Below are 24,729 nucleotides of genomic sequence, written 5' to 3' on the forward strand. Positions count from 1 at the left end.
GACTTTCACATTATCTGATGGATCTCTTTCATGCTCTTGTGTGGCGAGCCTCTCTGACATAATGCTCATATCAATTGTTGTACCTAGTTTTTTTTCTACGTTTTTCTGCTTCTGCCAACACATTCAATAGGCAAAAACATACCGTACAACTCATCAACTGTTTCTTATGTACCAAAAGCCAGTTATTAATTTGAGACAATTCATTCAACAAAGAAGTGAGTCGCAAAATTATTATACGGTGAAATATATTCGCTGTGTAATTTATTATATGACGATAAATTGTTGGTTGGCTGTATTGAACACTAGAATGGCTAATTATTATCAGACTCATTACATTAAGCATATTATTTACAACCAATAGCGCCATCATTTTATTTTTCAGTAAATAAATTATGTGCTAACAATAAAGCAAATAATAATTATTATCAATGCGATTACTAATATAATTAGAATTTTTGTATATTTTTTATAATTGACTGGTTAAAAAAATAAAAAAACGCCCGTTTTATAGTGATTTTGATCACAAAACGGGCGTTTTAATAACTTAATTTAGAGGTTATTTTTTATTCGCAATATGTGTTGGAAATTCCATTTCGTTATAACGAATAAAGCGGGTTTTCTTCACAATCTTATAAGTAAACCAAATTAATAAAAATAATGGGATACCAATATAGGTTGCAATGGCACCATACCAATCAATCGTATCTTCTAAGAAAGCTTGGTAATTTTGGCCTAATGTAATAATTAAACACAATATAAAGGCAAAAATAGGACCAATTGGGAAGAAGCCAGAGCGATAAGGTAAGTCATTTAAATCACGACCTTGTGCAACATACCCTTTACGGAAACGGTAGTGGCTAATCGCAATACCTAACCATGCAATAAAACCCGTCATTCCCGAGGTATTTAATAACCACAAGTAGACAGTTTGGTTTCCGTACATTGAGCTTAAGAAGCATAGACCAGCAACAACCGTTGTCGCATAAAGCGCATTGCGTGGTACACCATTTTTAGACAATTTACCAAAGCATTTTGGTGCTTTGCCTTCTCTTGCTAATGTAAACAGCATACGCGTTGATGCATACATGCCTGAGTTACCAGCAGAAAGTACCGCTGTTAAGATAACCGCATTCATGATGGCAGCCGCAGATAATAATCCCGCATTTTTAAAGACTAATGTGAATGGACTAACGCTAATATCACCTACATCATTACGCAGTAAATTAGGATCAGTGTAAGGGATAATTAAGCTAATAATTAAAATCGCGAAGATATAAAATAATAAGATACGCCAGAAGACTTTACGCACAGCTTTTGGAATATTTTTAGCTGGATCTTTAGATTCACCCGCCGCAATACCAATTAATTCTGTGCCTTGGAATGAGAAACCAACAATCATGGCAACACCAATCATGGCGGCAAATCCACCCGCAAAAGGTGCATCACCAATTTCCCAATTATGCCAACCTGCGTTTTCGGCACCTCTCATAATGCCAGTGATCATCGCAATACCCACAATAATAAAGATAATTACTGTGGAAACTTTGATTAAGGAGAACCAATATTCTGCCTCACCAAATCCTTTTACAGAAATATAGTTGAGTAAGAAAATAACGCCAAGGAATAGAGCGCTCCAGATCCAACCATCAACATCAGGGAACCAATAGAGCATCACCAATTGTGCAGCAACAAGGTCAACAGCAATTGTAACTGCCCAGTTATACCAATAGTTCCAGCCTAATGCGAAACCAAAACCTTCTTCTACATACTTAGAACCGTATGTTGAGAATGAGCCGGAAACAGGCATAAATGCAGCTAATTCCCCAAGGCTGGTCATTAGAAAATAGACCATTAATCCAATTAAAGCATAAGAGAGTAATGCCCCACCTGGCCCTGCTTGAGCAACAGTTGCACCAGATGCGACAAAAAGCCCTGTACCAATTGAACCACCAATAGCGATCATCGCTAAATGTCGCGCTTTTAACTCTCGGCGCAAAGTGCGTACTGCGCCCGAATCAGCAGTACTATTTTGTTGTTCTGACATAACATTCCACTTTTATATTCACTTTTCTAACGAGGATTGTAGCAAATCTGTCGTTTGTGAATAGCAAGGATCTGGGATTATAAGATACCTTCATGATCGGGCGTCAATTATTAGCAATTTATGAAAAATTGCCGATTAAGTGTTCAGCATTACAATACGTCAGAAGTTTTTTCAATGCATCAGAGACATGTTTTTGACGATGATATACAAGATATAGAGTACGTTGTAAGGCCAGCCCTTCTACTTTTATCTCTTTTAATGAGCCATTATTGATCTGCTCTTCAATGACTCGGCGAGATAAACAGCTGATCCCCATTTCATACATCACGGCGTGTTTTATTGCTTCTGAGTTACCTAATTCCATTTCAATGCGGTAGCCCGGTAAAGAAGCAAATAGAAGATGGTTAAGTACATCTCGAGTTCCCGAACCATTTTCTCGTAAAATCCAAGGAGCCGACTGTAAATCAGTTAAAGTCACTTTTGGTGCTTTAGCTAACGGATGATCGGGTGAGCAAAAAATAACCATTTCATCTAAAAGCCATTTCTGGCTAATGAGTTCAGAGCTTTGACAAGCACCTTCAATTAACCCTAAATCAACACGAAATTCGCTCACTAATTTAACGACTTCTTCGGTATTTCCAATACTCATTTCTAGCGGAATATCAGGATAGTTACGATGAAAATTCCCCAACATTTGAGGTAAAATATAATTACCTATTGTTGTACTTGCAGCGATGCGCAAAGCACCATTTCCAGCTTGGAATAACTGCTCCACTTCCGTTGCTCGTTCAAGTAAAGATAATGCTCTGGGATAAAGTAATCGCCCATGTTCATTTGTGACAAGCCGTTTTCCCACTCTGTCAAAAAGCTGTACGCCTAGTTGGCTTTCGAGATCAGTTAAAGATGCACTGACAGCAGATTGAGATAAAGCAAGCTGTTGTGATGCTTGCGTTGTAGAACCACTCTTGAGAACTTCAGTAAAGACTTCCAGTTGCCGCAACGTAATTCGCATATCCATTCCACCTTTGAGCTGTCATTGTAATAACATACTATCCACAAACCAGTAACATACCAAGTACATTTAAGAAAATACACCTATATTAGTTTTACTGGTTATTATTATAAAAATAATGAGTTTAATAAATAAGATTGCTTGTTATATGCTTATGCAAAATTCATATAAGCAAGGTTTTTCTATGTCAGAGCAAAGTCAACCTATTACATTGGCGAAAAAATGTTTTACTCCAGTCTATCGCTGGCTTCCTGGTTTATTACTAACAGGTGTATTAACTGCGCTTGCTATTTATATTGGTGATATTCCTTGGTTTTCTAGCATGGGTTTAGGTGCATTAACACTGGCTATCCTATTCGGTATTATTGTGGGTAATACCTTTTATCCTGTTGCCAAACCTTATAGTGACGAAGGTGTCAAATTCGCCAAACACTATTTATTACGTACAGGTATTATTTTGTACGGTTTTAGACTGACTTTTCAGCAAATTGCAGATGTAGGTGCAACAGGTTTAATTATAGATGCCATTATGCTGATATCGACTTTTCTTATTGCTATGTGGATTGGTCGCAAATATTTCGGTTTAGATGAACAAACTGTCATCTTGATTGGTGCAGGTAGTAGTATTTGTGGTGCTGCGGCTGTTATGGCGACAGAGCCTGTTGTTAAAGCACAAGCAAGCCAAGTCGCTGTTGCGGTTTCTACTGTTGTGATTTTCGGGACTATTGGTATTTTTCTTTACCCTTGGTTCTATCACTTAAATGCATTTGCAGGCTGGCTACCATTTACAGAAGAAACCTTTGGTATTTTCTCAGGTTCAACAATTCACGAAGTGGCTCAAGTTGTCGCCGTCGGGCACTCAATTAGTCTTGATGCTGAAAATGCAGCGGTTATTAGTAAAATGATCCGTGTAATGATGCTAGCACCATTCTTAATTATTCTTTCAGCTTATTTAAGTAAAAAGAAAAGCAAGGCAAACAATGGCGCGCAATCTACTGAGAAAAGCCCAATTACTATTCCTTGGTTTGCCGTATTCTTTATTTTAATGGCGGGTTTTAACTCTTTGAATTTAATTCCAGCGTCTATTGTTAGTTATATTGTAACTATCGATACCATTTTATTAGCAATGGCTATGGTGGCATTAGGTTTAACAACACATATCAGTGCTATCCGACAAGCGGGCGTCAAACCGTTATTGTTAGCATTATTCTTATTTTTCTGGTTAACCCTTGGTGGGGCAATGATTAATATCTTTATTCAAACTGTGTTGATGTCTTAATAGGAATATCGATAAAAATTAATTCCCTTTAAAATTTCGCCTTGAGAAGTACTTTTCAATTGCGCAACTATTTTTAGTTGCGCTTTTTTGCTTTTATCATCTCAATATGATGTTATACGCTGTATGTTTGTTATCATGGTGTGAAATAAATCTAAGGAGAGAAAGAATGAAATTTGTTGGCGCACATGTCAGTGCTGCTGGTGGCGTCGATCAGGCGGTATTACGCGCACATGAAATAAAAGCGACTGCGTTTGCCCTTTTTACTAAGAATCAGCGCCAGTGGAAAGCTGCACCATTATCCACAGAAGTTATTGATAAATTTAAAAAGAACTGCGAACTTTATAGTTATAGCCCCTCTCAAATTTTACCCCATGACAGCTATCTCATTAATTTAGGTCACCCTGAAGAAGATGCTCTCGAAAAATCGAGAGATGCATTTTTAGATGAAATGCAGCGTTGTGAACAACTGGGTATTGAGTTACTGAATTTCCATCCAGGAAGTCATTTAAATAAGATTGATGTTGATAAGTGTCTACAAAAAATTGCCCAATCAATTAACATCACTTTAGAAAAAACTAAAAATGTCACTGCCGTAATTGAAAATACAGCAGGGCAAGGAACAAATCTAGGTTATCGTTTTGAACATCTAGCCGCCATTATTGATGGCGTAGAAGATAAATCTCGTGTAGGCGTTTGTATTGATACTTGCCACACTTTCGCCGCAGGTTATGATCTAAGAACAATTGAAGATTGCGAAAAAACATTCGCTGAATTTGAAAGGATTGTCGGCTTTCAATACCTAAAAGCGATGCACCTTAATGATGCAAAAAGTGAATTAGCCAGTCGTGTAGATCGCCACCATAGTTTAGGTGAAGGTAATATTGGTAAAGTGCCTTTTAGTTATATTATGCAAGATAAACGTTTTGATGGTATTCCGCTGATTTTAGAAACCATTAATCCTGATATTTGGCCTGACGAAATTGCTTGGTTGAAATCACAACAATACTAATAACAGCACTAACAGTAATGAGTTTTGCGGTTTATCCAATTTTCGCTTTATAACAATAAACCGCAAATTACTTTATTTAATAGGTGTTAACTCAATCTTAGTCATCATTTCAGCAAGCTGGCTTCTGTCTTTTATTCCTACATCAGGCTGACTGACTGATAACGCAGAAATAGCGGTTGCAAGGCGCAATGTATGCTCACTCGTTTGGCTCATTAATAAGCCATAGACTAATCCAGCAACCATTGAATCCCCAGCACCAACGGTACTTATCACATCACAATGTGGTGGCTTTGCAAGCCATGCTCCAGATGCATTTACCCATAAAGCTCCTCTTTCACCCAGTGAAATAACAACATGCGCAATGCCTTTATCTCGCAATTGATGAGCAGCTTTAATAATATCTGCCATTTCAGTTAATGAATGTCCAACCCACGCTTCTAATTCACGATGATTAGGTTTTATCAACCAAGGTGCCGCTTTTAACCCTGCGACTAAAGCATCACGACTGCTGTCAAAAATAATGCATGGGCATAATATTCTTAACTTAATCATCCATTGGGTAAAAGCTTCAGGATCAACACCATTAGGTAAACTTCCACTGACAACCACCATATCGAAATGACCAAGCCAATTAAGCGAATCTGTTGCAAAACGCTGCCAATCTTGTGGTGATACTGTAAATCCTGAAAAATTAAAGTCGGTGACTTGCCCTTTTCCTTCAGTTAGCTTTACATTTATGCGTGTTCGTCCCGACACTAGATAAAAACGGTTCGCCATACCATTTTCACTAAAGAAATGCTGAAACTCTTCTTGATTTTCGCGTCCCATAAACCCGCTAACAGTAATATCGATACCTAAATCACGTAAGACTTTCGCGACATTATTGCCTTTACCCGCAGGATTAAGTCCAGCAGTTCGGACTAAATTAACACCACCTACATCAATAGCTGGACAAGCACCAACAAGATCATAAGCAGGGTTTAAGGTGATCGTAGCGACACGGCGACTCATGCCTTCACTCCCCAATCATTTTTTATTATGAATATTTAGGGTGTTATTTATAGCATCAATTAACCTTTTATTCAGTGAAATCGAGCTGGTTCTCCTTGCACTCTATTCATCCTCAATGGAGAATATCACCCGTAAAAAGCGACTTATTTTATACATTAACTATATAAAAAAGAAAAAAGGAGTCTCAAATGTCAGTCGTAGTCGGCGTTGGTGTAATTATCACTAATGAAAATGGTGAAGTATTATTAGGAAAACGTTGTGGAAAACATGCCCCTTATTGGTCAATTTTTGGTGGGCATGTTGATGAAGGTGAAACTTTTGAGCAATGTGCTATTCGAGAAATAGAAGAAGAAATTGGTATTGCGATCACTGAGCCACAAGTGATTGGTATTAGCAATAATCTAGAAACTTATCAATTAGAAGGTAAACACACAGTTTCTATTTGTATGATCGCACAACATCAAGGTGACGAACCTAAATTGATGGAACCAGATAAATGTTCTGAACTTCGCTGGTGTTCACCTGATGATTTACCTGAGCCACACTTTGAAGCCAGTCGCAATTCTATTGCATTATGGAAAAGTAAGCAGTTTTATCAAGGCTAATTAAAAACGCCCTATCACTTTCATTATTCTGGATCTTTTTTGTTCAGAATAATGTTTGAATTATCTATTTCTGCGCAAATTTTCACTTTTTTATAGCGATATTTCTTTATCATTTCTAATAATTCTCACTCTAATCTATTGATTTATATAATCACCTTCTCCTATTGTATTATTTTTACTCACTTTTTTCTTTTATAAAGCACAATAACCTCTATTTACACCTTTATAGCAAAAGTGTATTCTTTACACCATCAAGCTAGTACATTGAGTCAATTTTATAAGGACATCCTATGTCAGAAGTCACATCAATAACAAAGCGCCCATCCATACTTGGTGGTGCAATGATCATTGCTGGCACCGCTGTGGGTGCAGGCATGTTTTCCATTCCTATTGTGACTTCCGGTGTCTGGTTTACCGGTTCTATTTTCCTTTTGATCTACACTTGGTTTTGTTTATTTATGTCGGGGTTAATGATTTTAGAAGTAAACCTTCATTATCCTTTAGGCTCAAGCTTTCATACCATTACCAAAGACTTATTAGGAAAAGGTTGGAGCACCATTAATGGACTATCTATTGCGTTTGTTCTTTATATTTTAACTTACGCTTATATTTCTGCGGGTAGCTCCATTATTGTGCAAAACTTTGCAAATGTGATAAGCGTCCCTCAAGCTATTGCTGGTTTAGTCTTTGCATTAATTGTTGCTTTCTTTGTTTGGTTATCAACACGCGCAGTGGATAGATTAAGCACCATTTTAATTGGTGGTATGGTAATTGCCTTTGTGTTAGCTATTGGCGGTCTATTTACGGAAGTAAAAATGCCAGTGTTATTTAACACTAACGAAAACAATGCAAGCTACTTGCCTTATGCTTTAGCCGCATTACCTTATTTACTGACCTCATTTGGTTATCACGGCAATATCCCAGGCTTAGTGACGTATTACCGTAAAGATGGTAAAGCTGTTATGAAAAGCTTGCTTATTGGTACATTGATTTCACTGGCAATTTATATTTTATGGCAGTTTGTTGTACAAGGTAATATTCCTCGCGAAGATTTCAAACAAGTAATTGCTGATGGTGGGAATATTGGTAACTTATTAGCACAAATGCGTTCAACAACCGCCAATGCCTCTGTATCAATGTTATTAGACTTTTTCTCTTATATGGCACTAGCAAGTTCATTCTTAGGAGTGTCATTAGGATTATTCGATTACTTAGCAGACTTTTTTAAGTTTTCAAATACAAGAAGTGGTCGATTTAAATCTGCATTAGTAACGTTTATACCACCGACTATTTTGGCAATTATTTTTCCTGATGGTTTCTTATATGCCATTGGTTTTGCAGGACTGGCAGCAACCATTTGGGCTGCGATTATTCCAGCATTAATGGCAAAAGCGAGTCGTGAACGTAATCAAAGTCAAAGCTTTAAAGCGCCCGGTGGTATGTTTATGATTGGATTCGTCATTTTGTTTGGTGTTATCAATGCCAGCGCACATATTTTAGCGAACTTTAATCTTCTGCCTATCTACCGTTAATTTCTTTTCTAAAAGCCTGTATCTAAAGCCAGCTCCACTTCAGCTGGCTTTGTTTTTTCATCAAATCTTATAAAAAAATGTGCGAATAACTTGCCAAGTTTCTGCACTGCGAGTAATTTTGTCGCCATTATCGTCAATGTTATTTAATGGAAGGTTTTATATGGCAAAAGCCAATGAAATTAAACGTGGTATGGCTGTTAGTTATAACAACAAGTTATTACTGGTAAAAGATATCGACATCCAAGCACCAAGTGCTCGTGGTGCAAGTACACTGTACAAAATGCGTTTTACTGATATCCGTACAGGCCAAAAAGTAGAAGAGCGTTTTAAAGGCGATGATATGATTGATACCATCAGCTTAACACGTCGTGCTGTGAGCTTTTCTTACATTGATGGTGATGAATATATCTTTATGGATAATGAAGATTACACACCGTATACCTTCAAAAAAGATCAAATTGAAGATGAATTACTGTTTATTCCTGAGGAAGGCTTAGCAGGAATGCAAGTATTAACAATGGATGGTCAAGTTTTAGCATTAGAACTGCCACAAACTGTTGATATGGAAATTGTTGAAACTGTTCCAGGTATTAAAGGCGCTTCTGCAAGTGCTCGTACTAAACCTGCAACATTGCCAACAGGGTTAGTTATTCAGGTTCCTGAATACCTTTCTACTGGCGATAAAGTTCGTATTCATATTGCTGAACGTCGCTATATGGGCCGAGCTGACTAATCAACAGTCAGAAACCCTACTCATTAGCGTATAGCTAATGTTGCTTTAAATAGGTCAGATAATCGTAAGAAACCCAATGTGACAAACGATTATTTGACTTGTTTATCTTTTGCAACCTACCTCTGTCTACCCACAGACACCTTAAAAATAGTGAACGTCAATAACACCATTCTTTTGGATATCATCCATCCAACGGATCTCAGCCTTGCCCATATCTTGAGGCAAAATAATAGTTTGTTGGGATTTATCAAAAGACGCAGGAACAATAGATTGAGTAGATGTAAACACTTTGTTGTGTTTGTAACATTGGTATTCAGCTTTATCAAATGTGAAATTCATCTCACATGCAGGATCCACAATCGCACCCCGCAGATAAATCTGCCCTGTTGTTTGCATGGGATCAGATGCCCAAGCTAATGATATCGAACTGGAAACGAGAAGACTGCATACTACGGTCAGATATTTTCTCATAACGACCTCACTTCTTGTTTGCGCTAGCAGGTATGAGGATCACACCTACCCGACATATTTTCATCATAGCAATAAAATATGACATTCATATAGACATAAGAGGAATATTTGATGTCTATCAAATATAAGTGTTCGATGTTTATAAATAAGAAATCAACGTTGATTAAACTTAAGTCAAATATTTTTAACTTTAATAACAATTCTATAAAAGCATTAAAATTTTATTTAATTAATACAATTATTTTTATTATTAGGTCTATGGGAAACTAATTATAAACAATGTTCATTACAGCTAAATTATCATTAATCCATTTAATATCCATAGAGCCTTTGTTGTTAATCAATTTAGAATTAAAGTGCTTATTCCTTTCTAACTGATATTGAGATTCTTGCATTTCAGTTCCATTCCAACAGCTTGTTTTAAAAGTGTTTTTCTCTGTATCCATTAGGCAATTGCCCTCAACAATTGCACCAACAAAAGTTATAGTTCCGGAACCAATGACTTTATTTTCCTTAGCAAAAGTAGGTGTACTTAATAATAAAGTTAAGCACGTAGCAGCAATACATAACTTATTCAAAACTAGCCTCCTATGATTATTGGGGTGTGTAAATTCCACAAGCCAATATGTTATTAAAGTCCTAACTAATATCGGCTTGTTACTTTATTTATTTAACTTTTATCTTTAATTAAAGAATAGAAAAAAATTATATAATACTCAAATTACGAGTATCAAGAAAAAATATTCTAAATTTGAGTTAAGTGAGCATGAAAAAATCCAACAGAAATGAAACTAAAGTATAACATTTACACAAACAGCAAATTGCAAAGATCTATTTTTTTATTTTGGTTATAGTTCTATAATTAAACTCAAACTTTTTGTGATCAAGATCACCAAACACACGCAAAATTTGTCATTTTATTATTATGAAACTTTCTTATTTTCACCAAAAAGCACTCGCTATTTTTCTACTTAATCTTGCAGGTCTAATTATTTTTTTCTCTTGGTATCTTCCAGCACAACATGGATTTTGGCTATCAATTGACACTCATATTTTTTATTTTTTTAATCAGCACATTTTACCTGATACTTTTTTTGCCTCTTTTGTGGCTTATACCAATAATAGGAAGTTTGATTTAGTTATTTTGCTGGCGATGGGTGCACTTTATTACAATACATTCCGTAAAAAAGATTATATGGGTAAACGCCATCTTGTCATTGTGGGATTAGTGATGGTAATAAGTGCAGTGCTGATTAATCAATTGGGACAAAATATTCCCATTGAAAGACCAAGCCCAACACTTCATTTTCAAGATGTGCATAGAGTGGGCGTTGTGACTGGTATTCCTACAAAAGATGCCTCAGGTGATAGCTTCCCTGGCGATCATGGTTTGATGCTACTTATCTTCTGTAGCTTTATATTACGTTATCTCTCGTTTCGTTCTTTCTTATGTGCTCTTCTTATTACTGTCGTATTTTCATTACCAAGAGTTATGGCCGGTGCACACTGGGCATCAGATATATTAGTTGGTTCTATTTCTTTAACTTTAATCACAACAAGTTGGTTATTAATTACACCATTATCAGATATTATTGTCAGACAATTAGAAAAATATCTTCCTTTTAAAAAATAAAAGGGAAAACACATTTAATTTATTAAAAGAGAATAAGTGTAATATTGCACTTATTCTTTTGGTCATTTTTTTGACAATTAAATGATATTATTATGACAAAATGAGATCTATTTTAAGTATTAGCACTTTATTATCTAATGTTTTGTAAATTAAGCTCCTTTTCTCTCGCCATTTAGCCCCTCTTTCTGTACACTTTTCTGGTTTCTTCATTATTTATTGTTTAATGTGGATATTTACGTGCTTTAGAGCACGTTTTTCGCGAAATAGGGTTGCCAGAGTTAAATTACACTATATTCTCTGGTTATTTGGTGAATAATTCATGTGCGCTTCTGCACGTAAGGATGTAAGGGAAATCTGTCACAATGAGAACAAAACCGTATATGAGAATGCTTAAGCTCATACCGGCGTTCATTGTTGTAGCTACGCTATCAGCATGTAGCTCACAGAACGCAAATTCACGCTTAGCGAATTCAAGCACTACCCCACTTAATACATCATCAAGCACATCTATTTCCCAAGCATCACAAGATGAATTTGAATCATTGGTGAAGAATCTCGATATAAAATCTAAGATACTTGACCAATATGCAGACTGGAAAGGCGTCGCTTATCGTTTAGGTGGAGATACTAAAAAAGGCATCGACTGTTCTGCCTTTGTACAAAGAACCTTTCTTGACCAATTCGGTGTAGAACTTCCTCGCTCGACCTCAGACCAGCAGTTCTCTGGTACCCAGGTTAATAAATCAAAATTACAAGCAGGCGATCTCGTTCTATTCAAAACAGGCCGTACTATGCGCCATGTTGGAATTTACATCGGTAATGATAAATTTGTACATGCATCCACCAGCAATGGTGTAACAGTGTCAGAAATGTCTAATGTCTACTGGAACAAACGTTTTTATGCAGCAAGACGTGTTATTGACAAAAATGACGCAGCGCTTGTTGAAAACAACCTTTCGCAAAATGTATTAAGATAATTAATTCCCTTATATCTTATTGCAATAAAAAAGCCTCATTAAAATAAATAATGAGGCTTTTTTTATATTCTTGGCCATGCTTAAACCGCACAGTAACTACATTGGTTTTATAACATTAACTAGGTGTTATAAATAAGAATATGCCGTTGGGAATGGCTCTGCAATAGCGACACCCGCGTTTTTTAAGCAACATAATGCAGCACATTCATCGTCGCTATGAAGGAAAAGGCAAGGAGCTCCATCCCACTCAATCACAACGCTATCAATATGGAGATTACTCAGATACTGACGCAAATTCTGTATTGCTTCATCCAGTGTCATACCATCATGACTTAATAATTTTAAGCCAATTAGCGTATTTTGCTTTCCAGCATCATTTTCAGGCAGTATTTCTACTCTTGTGCCTGCAAAGCCTGCTAGCCACCGATAACTCAGCGGCAGCTTATGAACTACCGAAAGTTGTACATTATCCACAAATCAATCCTGTTTCATCAACACGTTAATTTAATACATCATCAATACGAGTTTGAACTGACTTGCTCACACGCATATTAGAACTTTGTTAATCATAGAACATAAATATTACAATTGCTTTACAAAAAAGCGAAGAGACGTATCAAACCATTCTTTTAGCTTAGCGTTTGCAGATATTCATGCCTACAATGCTTAATCTCTTCAATTATTCTTCCATTTATTTAACATTTTATCAACCATATAAAATATTACGCATTCATGTAAAACAATCCATCAATTTTTATCACGATACTTCATATCAACAAAACAATAATAGATGATTATTAAAATAAATTTTACTTAATTTAACAAAAAAACAACATCAGGTATTGATTCAAATCAAAAAATCACACTAATTTGAAACGATTCATGAAATACAGCAGAGGAAAATGTGGTGTTTTTAGAGGAAATAGAGACAGGAAAAGAGGAGCACGCTATAAATTTCTGTTATTTATAGCGTGATGTTCTTATTTATAACGACGAGCAAGCAAAATAAACCCCATAGCAAACAGTACACAGAATGCCATAGAGCTTACCATTGGCCATTCTGATTTTGCTGGTAGCATAGCAATAGCCGTTCCAACTAACGCACCAACACCAAAACGCACTGTTCCTGCGAGAGAAGAAACCGTTCCTGCCATATGGGGATAGTCATCAAGAATAACGGCCATCGCATTCGATGTGATCATTGCGATCCCGCCCACATACATTGCTACACCCACAACAAGGAAATAGAAATGTAAATTAAGAGCGACCACCAGCAATAAAAAGATCCCCATAATACATTGAATAGTTAATCCTAGGCGTAACATATTCAACGCACCAAATCGACGAACATATCGCCCATTAATGCTTGTCATCACAATTAAGAAGATGATATTAAAGCCAAAATATAATCCAAATTGATCAAAGGGAATACCATGCAATTCGATATAGACAAAAGGGCCAGCACTAAGAAATGAAAACATGCCAGCAAAAGAAAAACCTGAAGCCAAAATATAGCAAAGGACACGACGTGTTCTAAACAGACTAATAAATTGGCTAAATGTCACTCTTAAGCTAAAGCGTTGGCGACGCTCTTTTGGTAATGTTTCTGGAATATAAAAAGCAATTAATGCAGATGCAATCACGGCGGCTATCGCGATACTCCAGAAAATAGCATGCCATGAAAACCAATTCATCACCCAAGCACCTAATAGTGGCGCTAATAAAGGTGCGATAGTCATAACAAGTGCAACAAAAGACATACTTCTAGAGAAGTCATCTCTAGAGAACATATCTCTCATCAATGCATTAATAACAACACTTGCCGCAGCTGCTGCAAAACCATGTAAAAAGCGCATACCAATTAGCACATCTATTGATTCAGATAATGCACATGCACTAGAGGCAAAAGCAAAAACAATTACGCCGCCCAAAATGACAGGCTTACGTCCCAAGCTATCAGCCATAGGACCATAGACTAATTGCCCAATAGCAAAACCAAAAATATAGATACTTAATGTCATTTGTACTTTGCCACTTGGCACACCAAAATCTTGCGCAATAGTAGGTAAACTTGGCAAATACATATCTATAGCCAATGGCATAAGCATGGAAATAAGTCCCAGTATTAAAATGAGACTAAAGTACGACGAACGTTGCTGTTGCACGCAGATAAACTCCCAAAAACGACAGGATAAATAATAATTATTGAGGTAAGTGAATGCTGTTGATCTCTTCTTCTGTTAATGGACGATATTCGCCCTCAGCTAAAGTCTCATCTAATGTAATATCACCAATACGCTCACGATGTAATGCACTTACATGATTACCCACTGCTGCAAACATACGTTTTACTTGGTGATATTTGCCTTCACTAATAGTAAGTTTGACTTCTGTTGGCGTAATAATTTCTAACGTGGCGGGTTTTGTTAGGTCTTTTTCACCGTTGAGTTGAACACCCTTTTGGAATTGTTCAGCAACACCCTCTCCAATCGGCTCTTCTAACGTAACCAGATAGGTTTTCTCACAATGATGTTTTGGTGCCGTAATACGATGTGACCATTGACCATTATCCGTTAATAAAACAAGTCCTGTTGTATCAATATCTAAACGCCCAGCAGCATGTAATTTATGAGCCAAAGGTTCATCAATAAAATAGAGGATAGTTGGATTAACTGGATCGTCTGTTGAACATACATAGCCAATTGGCTTATTCAACATAAAGTAGCGAGGCCCTAAAATTTGAGTTAAGACATTACCGTCGTAAGCTACTTCTTGCTCTGGTGCAATTTTGGTTGAACCGCTTTTCACCATTTCGCCATCAATTGTTACAAGCCCTGCTCTTAATTCACGAAGGATCAAGCTACGGCTAATACCCAATTGCTGGGATAAAAATTTATCTAATCGCATGAATTTCTCTGAAAAATGGAAGAATACCATCTGATATGAGGTATCTATTAAAAATGAATATTAACAATAAAACAACTAATTAATTTATAAATAAACTATCACGCTCTTTACTCCCCCCCTTATTCGCGCTACCTATAAAAAAATGTTACGCTGACGCCCCGTTTGATTTCTTATGCAGAGTTATGGCTTTTACACTCAGACCTTATCAACTTGACGCTGTTAACGCGACAATCTCTTATTTTCGCCAACACAATACACCTGCGGTAATTGTATTACCTACTGGCGCAGGGAAAAGTTTAGTGATTGCAGAACTCGCTAAAAGAGCACGCGGACGTGTATTGGTGTTAGCACACGTAAAAGAATTAGTAGAACAGAACCATAGCAAATATGAGGCTTATGGTCTATCTGCAGATATTTTTGCTGCTGGCTTACAACAAAAAGAGAGTAGCGGGAAAGTTGTTTTTGGTAGTGTGCAATCTGTTGCCCGTAATTTATCGCGGTTTAGTGATACTTTTTCTCTTCTTATTATTGATGAATGCCATCGCATTAGTTTGTCTGAAGATAGCCAATATCAGCAAGTCATTAAACAATTGCAATCCATTAATCCACAATTACGTATCTTAGGATTAACTGCAACACCTTATCGTTTACCTACGGGTTGGATTTATCAATATCATTATCACGGTATGATCAGAGGCGATGAAAACTGCTTTTTCCGCGATTGTATCTATGAATTGCCTTTACGCTATATGATAAGCAATCATTTTTTAGTTCCACCAACTCGCCTAGATATGCCTATATTGCAATACGACTTTAGCCAAGTAAGAACAAGTCAAAATGGGATATTTAATGAAGAAGATCTAAACCGTGAAATAAAGAGACAAAAACGTATTACGCCTCATATTGTCGCTCAAATTATTGAATATGCGCAAAATTGCCGAGGAGTAATGATATTTGCGGCGACAGTTGAACATGCAAAAGAGATCCTTTCTCTTTTACCACAAGATGAAGCAGCATTAGTCAGTGCGGATACCCCCTCTTATGAACGTGATGATCTTATTTCCCGTTTTAAACAGCAACAATTACGTTATATGGTCAATGTTGCCGTACTAACAACAGGTTTTGATGCACCTCATGTTGATTTAATTGCTATCTTACGCCCCACTGAGTCTGTGAGTTTATACCAGCAAATTGTAGGACGGGGATTAAGATTATTTGCAGGAAAAACAGAATGCCTGATTTTAGATTATGCAGGTAATCCTCATGATCTCTATCTACCCGAAGTTGGTACTAAAAAACCCAATCCAAATAGTCAGCCGGTACAAGTTTTTTGTCCTATTTGCCAATTTGCCAATACCTTTTGGGGAATTGTAGATGCTGATGGGGATATCATTGAACACTATGGTCGCCGTTGCCAAGGTTGGGAACTCAATGAACAAGGGCAAAAACAGCAATGTGAATTTCGTTTCCGCTTTAAATTGTGTCCTCATTGTAATGAAGAAAATGATATTGCAGCACGTCGCTGTGTTCATTGCGATGAGATCTTGGTTGATCCTGATGATATGCTCAAAGCGGCATTAAAACTCAAAGGGGCATTAGTTCTACGCTGTGGTGGAATGCAATTTAAGTCAGGAAATGATGTTAAAGGTGAATGGTTAGAAATTAATTATTACGATGAAGAAGGCACGTCTGTCTCTGAACGTTTTCGATTAACCACCCCAGCTCAACGAAAAGTATTTGAATTAAAATTTTTACGTGAACATCAACGCGCACCAGGTGTTCCTTTTGTTTGGCATGATGCCAACGACATTATTAAACAGTTTGATTTGTTACGTCACCCCGACTTTATTGTCGCCCATAAAGGTAAAAAAGAGAGCTTCTGGAAGATAAGAAATAAGATTTTTGACTATGCAGGCCGCTACCGAAAAGCAGATACCTTATATTAATCTGGATTTATATTTGCTGTTAGAGGACTTTTTCGTTAAAATGCGCCCCGCTTTATCTATTTTTAGATAAACCAAATCTCGAGCTTGTTGCTGGGTCGCCTGTAACAAGTATGTATTTTCTTTCTTTTTTATAAGAGAAAAAAGATGTTAACTATCAAAGCAACTGTACGTAAAGAGCAGGGTAAGGGTGCGAGCCGCCGCCTGCGTGTGGCTAACCGTTTTCCTGCTATCGTTTATGGCGGAAATGAAGAGCCAATCGCTATCGATTTAGATCACAACGAAGTTATCAACCAAGAGCACAAATCAGAATTCTATTCAGATTTCGTAAACCTGGTTATCGATGGCAAAGAAACTAAAGTTAAAGTTAAAGCAGTGCAACGTCACGAGTATAAACCAAAAATTACTCATATCGACTTCCTGCGCGCTTAATAAGCCACCCTTCGAGCTTTATTTTTCGGGACGCCGAGCATATAACGCCACTTAATGTGGCGTTATTTGTTTCTACTATTTAATTATTTTTCTGATGCTCTACGTTGTAGCTGATCACGTAAATTAGGCGGTGTACCTTTAATGGTGAGCGTATCTGTTGCTGGATCCCAGAATATTCTCTCCCCTAATAATTTCGCATCAAAATTCACTGTTAATCCACCACCACTTCCTGAGTACTTCATCAGTTGACGTAACGTACTGCGATCTGCGGGGAATGTTTCAGCTAACTCATAGCCTTTTTCTTCAGTAAATTGAGCAAAGTTTTGATCACCCAAAGACGGTAATTCTTCGGCAAGCTCTGTTAAGGCAATTTCTTCGCCCGATTGTAATTGCTCGTTACAATAGCTATATACTTGCTCACGACAAGTTTGACGCTCTTGCTTGCCCATTTCTGAGGCTTCACAAAAATCGTCAACCGCTTGTAATAAGCCTTTATTTTGAACTTTAGCGTTTAAACCTTCTTGAGCACCTAAAAAGTCCATAAAGAAGTCAGAGACTTTACGTCCAACACGACCTTTTAAAAACGTTAAATAACGTAAAGAGTCGGGCGCCGTTTCCCATTCAGTTAAATCGATACGAGCAATAATGTCTGCATGAGGAATATCTAAATAGCGCGTTGATGACACATCAAGGCTGTCATTTACCCACATACTGTTACAACTACTAAGTACAGCAATTAAAAGGTAATCCACCGCTAAATAGCGATAGTGGCAAAATAGAACGGTGCCACCTTCTGCAAAAGGATATTTTGCTAATTCATCTTTTAGTCTCACGGTTGCTGCTCGTGAAAAACCTAAAAAGTTTTCTTCGCCTTTACGCTGTAAGCGCAGCGCTTCTGCTAATTCACTTTCTTCATTAAACAGACCATAAGCTTTACTTTTTGCACTGTATACACGATGCAACTCTTCAATCATCTCCTGAACAACGGGTTCAATTTCTAAGAGTGAATCACGTAGCACAACTTCTAATGTCTGCTCATCTCGCTTAATAAGTTGATGCAAAACTAATTGGTTAATATCTAGACTCATGGTCGTCCTCTTCTATTGCGTCTCTTTCTCGTGCGCGTATTCAAACACTCCCTACTTTCAGTATCAAGGGAAAATTAATTAATTTAATAGCGGAAAAAGGCCTAGTAATACGGTAATATATAGCGTTTTATTCATTTAGTAGGAATTCAGATTTTATGCCACAAAAATCCCGTTATAGTGATGAACAAGTTGAGCAATTACTTGCAGAACTTGTCAGCGTTCTTGAAAAACATCATACTCCTACAGATCTTTCTTTGATGGTGTTGGGGAACATGGTGACAAACTTAATCAATACAAGTATTGCCCCTGCTCAACGAATGCTGATTGCTGATTCTTTTGTTCACGCATTGCGTGCTTCAATTGATGAAGGCAATATTCACTAATAAACATAGAAAAATTATTTATAGACATGGTAACGAGACCTCAGTCCTATCGTGAAAAAGTATCCCAAATGATCAGTTGGGGTCACTGGTTTGCGCTATTTAATATTATTCTAAGCTTACTGCTTGGGAGCCGTTACCTGTTTATTTCTGATTGGCCTGCAACTTTTGCTGGTCGTTTTTACGCTATTGTGAGTTGGATGGGACATTTTAGTTTTATTGTCTTTGCTATCTATATACTCATCCTTTTCCCTCTCACCTTCGTAGCGGTTTCTCAACGGCTACTTAGAGTCATTTCCTGTGCCCTTGCCAGTGCTGGATTAACTATCCTTATTTTTGATATCGCCGTTTACCAGCAATTTCAACTCCATTTGACTCAACTTGTTTGGGATCTCGTGATTAATCCAGATGAAGGTGAAATGGCGCGTGAATGGCAACTTATCTTTATTGGCATTCCCATCATCTTTCTTATTGAAATGCTTTTTGCAACGTGGAGTTGGCAAAAATTACGCAGCTTAAATCGCCAACGTTGGGGTAAACCATTAGCGGGTGTCTTTATTACTTGCTTTATATTATCTCACTCTATGTCAATTTGGGCTGATGCTAACTTCTATCGCCCAATCACCATGCAACGAGCTAATTTACCGCTATCGTATCCAATGACGGCGCGTAAATTCCTTGAACGTCATGGTTTTATTAATCAATCAGAATATGAGCAACGTGTTATCAGTGAGGGTAACCCAGCAGCACAAGGGATCACCTATCCTCTTGCTCCATTAATCTATGCCAAGAATACCTATTCTTATAACTTGCTGGTGGTTGTCATCGATGGTTTAGGTAACGAAGAAGTGCCTGAATTACCAAGCCTGCAACAATTCGCAAAAAATAATCTTTATTTTTCAAAGCATTACTCATCAGGCATTAATAATGACACTGCATTATTTGGCCTATTTTATGGTATTTCACCTTCTTATTTAGACAGTGTATTAAGTAGCAGAAAAAACTCTGCACTTTTCGATGCGCTAAGTTATCGGAACTACCAATTAGCAATGTTTTCAACTAATGGTTTCCAAACGCCACTGTTTAAACAAGCTGTGCTATCAGATTTCTCCCTCCCAACATCACGCAGTGGTGATAACAATGCCACAATTGATAGTTGGAGCAATTGGCTGGTCAAAAACAGCCAAACAACCCCTTGGTTCTCTTTCTTACAAATTAATGGTCACACCAATAATGCGTCTCAACGCACCACATTAAATGATCAACTTGAGACAATATTTAAGACATTACAAGAAACCAAAGTGCTAGATAATACTGTTGTAGTTGTCACTTCTAGCTATCATCAAGACAACAATAAGAAGCAGATTAATCAATGGCTTTCAAATAAGACCACATTTAATTTAAGCCAGTCACAAGTGCCATTGATGATACATTGGCCAAATATGACGCCACAGGTTATTGATCGAATGACAAGCCATCAAGATATTATGACAACCTTAATGCAGCATGTTTTACATGTCATAAGTCCAGCTGATAACTATTCACAAGGTGAAGATTTATTCGCAAGCACCCGTAATCATCCATGGATTTTTACAGGTGATGAAGAGGCATTTGTCGTCTTTTTACAAGATAATACTTTGTTGATAGATAAGAATGGCCGGTATGCTTTATTTGATAAATCAGGACAAGAGATCAGCTCTGCAAAACCTGATTTAAAATTATTACTGCAAGTTCTGGCTGAGCAGAAGCGTTTTATTGAACGCTAGCACTATTAAGTGACGTATAAAATTACGTCACTTAATTAGCAAAGGGTTGCTTTAGCAGTCAAAAACAGTAATATACAGAGCACAAACGGCATGTAGCGCAGCCTGGTAGCGCACTGTCATGGGGTGTCAGGGGTCGTAGGTTCAAATCCTATCATGCCGACCAAAATTCCTTAGAAAAACCAACCGCTTATGGTTGGTTTTTTTATGTCTAGAATTTGTCACTGGTAAAACTCTGGTAAAACTCTGGTAAAACGACGACAAATCATCTCTCAAAATCACCCTTTCTTTAGCTCATAAAATTGCCCTTTTCTCCTTGCTATTCTGTTCGTTACCTTATATAAATTACTGTACAAAAACACAGTAAAATAGATGATATCATGATTAAACTAGAAATCAATAATGCGGAATATATTGCTCAGTTAGAAGAGGCTCGTTTATCAGCAGACAACCCTTATGGTTATCTGTTTATGGACATTATCTTTTCTGATCCAAGGTTTGATGAAAATACATTTGAAATGAAGAATGTTAAGCGAGAACCGATGAGAACCTATATGACGGAGGATGTGGCGAGGGATTTGTTTGAGAAGTTAGAGAGGTATTTTAGAGATAGCTTCAAAATGAAGAATTAAGATAACTAGTATATTTAACCTGATATTTAAATTAATACCATCGAATCCATTGTCACTTCAATCATATCCTTTTAGAATAACTATATAAAAACCATTATATTTTAAGATTTATGAAAATATTCGTTATCAACTTACCAAAAGATAAAGAAAGAAAAACATCCATTCAACATCAAGCTGATAAACTTGGGTTAAATGTAGAGTTTATTGAAGCAGTGAATGGAAAAAATTTATCAGAAGATGAAATCAACATCCTAAGCAAGGACTTCCATCAGCATGGTATGACTCATGGAGTTCTTGGTTGTTCATTAAGTCATATAAAAATATATGAAAAAATGATAAAAGATAATATAGATATAGCATTAATTCTAGAAGATGATGCCTTACTGAATGAGAATATTATTGAATCATATAATTTAATTGAAAATTATAATTATAAGAATAAACATAAACCTAATGTATATCTTTTAAGTGTAGTAAACGAATATATTGATACATTTAAGACAAAACTCTCCACCAAATATAATTTAGTTAATGTTATTGATGCAGACTATGCCTATGGATACATGCTCAATATCAAAGCTGCCAATAACCTTCTAAATTTTTTAACACCAGTTTGGATTGAGGCTGATAAGTGGAGATTTATGAGAGAGCATGGTGCCATTAACTTAAAAGCAATTATTCCACATGTGATTGATGTTACCCCTTTATCAGAAGTATCAACATTAGAAAGCGATCGCTCAATAACATTAGAAAAAAGAATAGCATTCTTTAATGAACAATATAAAAATAGAAATTTATATGTAAAACTCAGAGCCTTTCTTTGGAGAATTTTTATTCGTAGCTGGGTTAAAAGAATAAAAACAATGTAACCACCCTAAATTAGGGTAGCATAGATAATAATTATTAAAACCCAATTGCAGTAATAGACACTTCACCAGAACAATCAGCAACATAACGAACACCAGTGCGATCATAACTAATTATTCTACAAGGATATTCCATTTGACTTGTGGTTTTGCTCCATGAAATCGATACATTCAAGCATTGATTTGGAAATGGGTTCGGAAATGTTGCTGTTCTTGTTTGTTATCCACCGGAACTAGATGATAACCAATTCATAATAATCCCTGTAGCACCCTAAGGTGGCGCACTTAAGATTAACTTAGGGCGCTCTTACATCCATCATGTCTAACAAAAATTGCTCTAACGCATTACACACCGTTTCTGAAAAGTGGCTTGTGATATATTCCGGGTTTATATACTGAATAAATTCATGCAAACTACGCCTAGCTATCTCTCTCCTGACCTCTTCAGCAAACAAGTCGAAATTGACATTCATAGAGATACCTAAAGTAATAAAACAGCCCTTTCACTACCACATAATAATGAAATGAAAAATGAGTTTTCAATAATAAATTAGCTACAAATAAAAAAGCCTAAATTCAATATTTAAAGATATAGACCCAATTATATTCAGAAATCGAGATTTACACTGTTATAAAAGGATCTTCCCCTATTATGGTGGATAGTACATAATATATTTTTAAACACTACACAGCCCTTTATGCTCTTTCTCTTCTAATTAGATGGAAGTTCTTATGAGTGTACCGCAAACAAAAGTTGAACTACTTTTAGCTATTGATAAAAATTTCAATAAATTAATTAGTTATCTTGATGCAATCCCGATAGAAACTACTTCGGAGCGCTCAATGGATGGGCACGCCAAAGGAACCAAGATGAGTGTTCGTGATCTTGTTTCGTATTTGCTCGGATGGAATTCTCTTGTTGTAAAATGGATCACATCTGATGCCAAAGGTTTACCTATCGATTTTCCAGACACTGGTTATAAATGGAACCAACTTGGTCTTCTTGCTCAAAAATTTTACTCAGATTACAGTGAGTTAAATTATGACTCGTTAATAGCTGAACTTCGGGCTGTAAAAAATGAAATTGTGGCACTTATTGATGAGCGAACTGATGATATTTTGTATGGTAAACCATGGTACACAAAATGGACGATGGGTCGAATGATCTCATTTAACACATCTTCACCTTATGCCAACGCTAATGGGAGATTAAAAAAGTGGGCAAGAAATAATAAAATCAATTTAAAGTAAGTATTAGCGTCAAAATTACACGCAGTATTTAAGAACAGATTGCCCTTATAACTATAAGGAAGGTTTTCTCTAATTATGATTAAGCACTAATACTCAACATTCACGCCCATGATCTTATCTATCGTCTCATTTTACACTTTCTCCTCAAATGGATATATAATAAATTACATATCGATAACAAAATAAAAAGTTGGAAAAGCAATGAAGTTATTTATGTTCTACATTGGTGGTAATGCCGGTAAGTCAAATATTGAAGTTCACGATATCCAATTTGTTGTGGCAGAAAAACCTACAGATGCTTGGCCTGCGTTAAGAGAAGCATGGTTTGGAGATAAAGACAAAGTACATATTGATGGTTATGCAGAAATCACTTGGGTTGATGGGTTTAATATCACTCTTAGTGATAAACCTAGCGATAGTAACGATAATTTATATTTTGTTAATGTGGGAGGCTATCATCCATCAAATCTAGCTGAATTGCATGAATTTGATTTATTTGTTGCTAAATCAGCGAATGAAGCTAAAGAGAAGGCTATTGCGACCCTTTTAGTAAATAGTCTGCAACAACATAAAGACAATTTAAAAGATGTTGATGATTGCACTTTATTAAGCAAAATCGGTAATTTTTACATTCATCTAATACCAAATAATTCGGGTGAACATTTCAAACCTTTATGGCAAGGTTATCAACCTATTGGTATTGAAAAGACTCAATAATAATTTTTACTGCGCTGTTATTTTTCAGCGTAGTAAATTTCATAAGTTACGCAATCATCAACTTGTTTTTAAATATATATCAATTTAAAAAATATTGATATCTACATTTAAAATGATCACATATTACTTGCTTATTATTGCTATTATTTAAAATTCATTAATTTCTTAAAATAAAAACCTTTTTTAGTTTTTGGGAATTTATTTCCATAATATATTTTCCGCTCATAATCTCGGCCAGCATAGTGATTATCACCATAAAATTGACCATATAATGCAGTTTTAGGGCACACTTCGTCAGAAAAAAATCTATGATTATTATCCACTTCAATTTTCCTTCTTTAAATTAAACTTAAGACCTCTTGAAATTAATTATAAATATTTATCATTTATAATTTTTAGTAGTTATTTAATACCTACCATACTACTTTTATAAAATAGATCCAG

Annotated in this window: 25 protein-coding genes and 1 tRNA gene; 16 read left to right on the forward strand and 10 right to left on the reverse strand. The window is 36.3% G+C overall.

The features are described 5' to 3' along the window. Positions 1–556: 556 nt before the first annotated feature. Together ACNARN_RS17090 and yieE are read right to left on the reverse strand one after the other, a co-directional pair. Entirely contained in the window at positions 557–2,044 is a 1,488-nt protein-coding gene (locus ACNARN_RS17090) for an amino acid permease (RefSeq protein WP_160230198.1), read from the reverse strand. A gap of 118 nt (positions 2,045–2,162) precedes the next feature. Beyond that, positions 2,163–3,056, reverse strand: a complete 894-nt coding sequence (yieE, locus tag ACNARN_RS17095) for a DNA-binding transcriptional regulator YeiE (protein WP_100157915.1) — start codon at positions 3,054–3,056, stop codon at positions 2,163–2,165. A gap of 184 nt (positions 3,057–3,240) precedes the next feature. On the opposite strand from yieE, the gene ACNARN_RS17100 reads away from it, so the two are divergent. Together ACNARN_RS17100 and nfo are read left to right on the forward strand one after the other, a co-directional pair. Next, entirely contained in the window at positions 3,241–4,335 is a 1,095-nt protein-coding gene (locus ACNARN_RS17100) for a YeiH family protein (RefSeq protein ID WP_198620659.1), read from the forward strand. A 166-nt stretch (positions 4,336–4,501) separates the two neighbouring features. Next, positions 4,502–5,344, forward strand: coding sequence for a deoxyribonuclease IV (gene nfo, locus ACNARN_RS17105; protein ID WP_198620660.1), 843 nt, complete (start codon positions 4,502–4,504; stop codon positions 5,342–5,344). A 72-nt stretch (positions 5,345–5,416) separates the two neighbouring features. On the opposite strand, the gene fruK is transcribed toward nfo, so the two are convergent. Continuing rightward, positions 5,417–6,355 (reverse strand): 1-phosphofructokinase, encoded by a 939-nt coding sequence (gene fruK, locus ACNARN_RS17110; protein ID WP_196533111.1) that lies wholly within the window; start codon positions 6,353–6,355, stop codon positions 5,417–5,419. 188 nt (positions 6,356–6,543) lie between these two features. Between fruK and ACNARN_RS17115 the strand changes: the two genes are divergently transcribed. The 3 genes from ACNARN_RS17115 (at position 6,544) to yeiP (ending at position 9,225) form a co-directional block, all read left to right on the forward strand. Continuing rightward, a complete protein-coding gene (locus ACNARN_RS17115; RefSeq protein ID WP_198629765.1) occupies positions 6,544–6,960 on the forward strand; it encodes a nucleotide triphosphate diphosphatase NUDT15 in 417 nt (138 codons plus the stop codon). A 290-nt stretch (positions 6,961–7,250) separates the two neighbouring features. Beyond that, a complete protein-coding gene (mtr, locus tag ACNARN_RS17120; protein WP_196533110.1) occupies positions 7,251–8,492 on the forward strand; it encodes a tryptophan permease in 1,242 nt (413 codons plus the stop codon). A gap of 160 nt (positions 8,493–8,652) precedes the next feature. Then, entirely contained in the window at positions 8,653–9,225 is a 573-nt protein-coding gene (gene yeiP, locus ACNARN_RS17125; RefSeq protein ID WP_088493223.1) for an elongation factor P-like protein YeiP, read from the forward strand. Positions 9,226–9,366: 141 nt separating this feature from the next. Here yeiP and ACNARN_RS17130 read toward each other — a convergent pair whose 3' ends face one another. After that, positions 9,367–9,696: a hypothetical protein gene (locus tag ACNARN_RS17130; RefSeq protein ID WP_198620664.1), complete on the reverse strand. Its 330-nt coding sequence runs from the start codon at positions 9,694–9,696 to the stop codon at positions 9,367–9,369. Positions 9,697–9,962: 266 nt separating this feature from the next. After that, positions 9,963–10,274 carry a hypothetical protein gene (locus tag ACNARN_RS17135; RefSeq protein WP_109372856.1) on the reverse strand — a complete coding sequence of 104 codons (312 nt, stop codon included), beginning with the start codon at positions 10,272–10,274 and terminating at the stop codon, positions 9,963–9,965. Between the two features lie 347 nt (positions 10,275–10,621). Here ACNARN_RS17135 and ACNARN_RS17140 point away from each other — a divergent pair, with 347 nt between their 5' ends. Continuing rightward, positions 10,622–11,329: a phosphatase PAP2 family protein gene (locus tag ACNARN_RS17140; protein ID WP_196533108.1), complete on the forward strand. Its 708-nt coding sequence runs from the start codon at positions 10,622–10,624 to the stop codon at positions 11,327–11,329. A gap of 362 nt (positions 11,330–11,691) precedes the next feature. Next, positions 11,692–12,306 carry a bifunctional murein DD-endopeptidase/murein LD-carboxypeptidase gene (gene mepS, locus ACNARN_RS17145; protein WP_100157924.1) on the forward strand — a complete coding sequence of 205 codons (615 nt, stop codon included), beginning with the start codon at positions 11,692–11,694 and terminating at the stop codon, positions 12,304–12,306. Positions 12,307–12,432: 126 nt separating this feature from the next. On the opposite strand, the gene ACNARN_RS17150 is transcribed toward mepS, so the two are convergent. The 3 genes from ACNARN_RS17150 to rsuA form a co-directional block, all read right to left on the reverse strand. After that, complete coding sequence (locus tag ACNARN_RS17150) at positions 12,433–12,780, reverse strand: YejG family protein (RefSeq protein WP_072062745.1); 348 nt, start codon at positions 12,778–12,780, stop codon at positions 12,433–12,435. A gap of 506 nt (positions 12,781–13,286) precedes the next feature. Then, positions 13,287–14,471: a Bcr/CflA family multidrug efflux MFS transporter gene (locus tag ACNARN_RS17155; RefSeq protein ID WP_198629764.1), complete on the reverse strand. Its 1,185-nt coding sequence runs from the start codon at positions 14,469–14,471 to the stop codon at positions 13,287–13,289. A gap of 37 nt (positions 14,472–14,508) precedes the next feature. After that, entirely contained in the window at positions 14,509–15,213 is a 705-nt protein-coding gene (gene rsuA, locus ACNARN_RS17160; RefSeq protein ID WP_100157926.1) for a 16S rRNA pseudouridine(516) synthase RsuA, read from the reverse strand. A gap of 182 nt (positions 15,214–15,395) precedes the next feature. Between rsuA and ACNARN_RS17165 the strand changes: the two genes are divergently transcribed. Both ACNARN_RS17165 and rplY read left to right on the forward strand, forming a co-directional pair. After that, complete coding sequence (locus ACNARN_RS17165; protein WP_198620666.1) at positions 15,396–17,159, forward strand: DEAD/DEAH box helicase; 1,764 nt, start codon at positions 15,396–15,398, stop codon at positions 17,157–17,159. Between the two features lie 144 nt (positions 17,160–17,303). Further along, the gene (gene rplY / locus ACNARN_RS17170; RefSeq protein ID WP_023581385.1) at positions 17,304–17,588 is read left to right on the forward strand and encodes a 50S ribosomal protein L25; all 285 of its coding nucleotides are present in this window, start codon (positions 17,304–17,306) and stop codon (positions 17,586–17,588) included. A gap of 83 nt (positions 17,589–17,671) precedes the next feature. Here the strand turns inward: rplY and yejK are convergent, their stop codons facing one another. Next, the gene (gene yejK / locus ACNARN_RS17175; RefSeq protein ID WP_099074944.1) at positions 17,672–18,676 is read right to left on the reverse strand and encodes a nucleoid-associated protein YejK; all 1,005 of its coding nucleotides are present in this window, start codon (positions 18,674–18,676) and stop codon (positions 17,672–17,674) included. A gap of 155 nt (positions 18,677–18,831) precedes the next feature. Between yejK and ACNARN_RS17180 the strand changes: the two genes are divergently transcribed. The 7 genes from ACNARN_RS17180 (at position 18,832) to ACNARN_RS17210 (ending at position 24,285) form a co-directional block, all read left to right on the forward strand. Continuing rightward, a complete protein-coding gene (locus ACNARN_RS17180; RefSeq protein ID WP_004247042.1) occupies positions 18,832–19,059 on the forward strand; it encodes a YejL family protein in 228 nt (75 codons plus the stop codon). Positions 19,060–19,085: 26 nt separating this feature from the next. Continuing rightward, positions 19,086–20,822, forward strand: coding sequence for an LPS biosynthesis-modulating metalloenzyme YejM (gene yejM / locus ACNARN_RS17185; RefSeq protein WP_198620667.1), 1,737 nt, complete (start codon positions 19,086–19,088; stop codon positions 20,820–20,822). An 86-nt stretch (positions 20,823–20,908) separates the two neighbouring features. Continuing rightward, positions 20,909–20,985, forward strand: a tRNA-Pro gene (locus tag ACNARN_RS17190). A 214-nt stretch (positions 20,986–21,199) separates the two neighbouring features. Continuing rightward, positions 21,200–21,451, forward strand: coding sequence for a hypothetical protein (locus tag ACNARN_RS17195; protein ID WP_368888054.1), 252 nt, complete (start codon positions 21,200–21,202; stop codon positions 21,449–21,451). Between the two features lie 110 nt (positions 21,452–21,561). Beyond that, positions 21,562–22,320: a glycosyltransferase family 25 protein gene (locus tag ACNARN_RS17200; RefSeq protein ID WP_416304762.1), complete on the forward strand. Its 759-nt coding sequence runs from the start codon at positions 21,562–21,564 to the stop codon at positions 22,318–22,320. Positions 22,321–23,049: 729 nt separating this feature from the next. Continuing rightward, complete coding sequence (locus ACNARN_RS17205; protein ID WP_416304763.1) at positions 23,050–23,568, forward strand: ClbS/DfsB family four-helix bundle protein; 519 nt, start codon at positions 23,050–23,052, stop codon at positions 23,566–23,568. Between the two features lie 201 nt (positions 23,569–23,769). Continuing rightward, positions 23,770–24,285 carry a DUF1543 domain-containing protein gene (locus ACNARN_RS17210; RefSeq protein WP_198620673.1) on the forward strand — a complete coding sequence of 172 codons (516 nt, stop codon included), beginning with the start codon at positions 23,770–23,772 and terminating at the stop codon, positions 24,283–24,285. 143 nt (positions 24,286–24,428) lie between these two features. Here the strand turns inward: ACNARN_RS17210 and ACNARN_RS17215 are convergent, their stop codons facing one another. Next, complete coding sequence (locus tag ACNARN_RS17215; RefSeq protein ID WP_088493237.1) at positions 24,429–24,608, reverse strand: hypothetical protein; 180 nt, start codon at positions 24,606–24,608, stop codon at positions 24,429–24,431. Positions 24,609–24,729: the final 121 nt, after the last annotated feature.

The sequence above is a fragment of the Proteus sp. TSJ240517 genome, assembly GCF_047921575.1.
Classification (GTDB): Bacteria; Pseudomonadota; Gammaproteobacteria; order Enterobacterales; family Enterobacteriaceae; genus Proteus.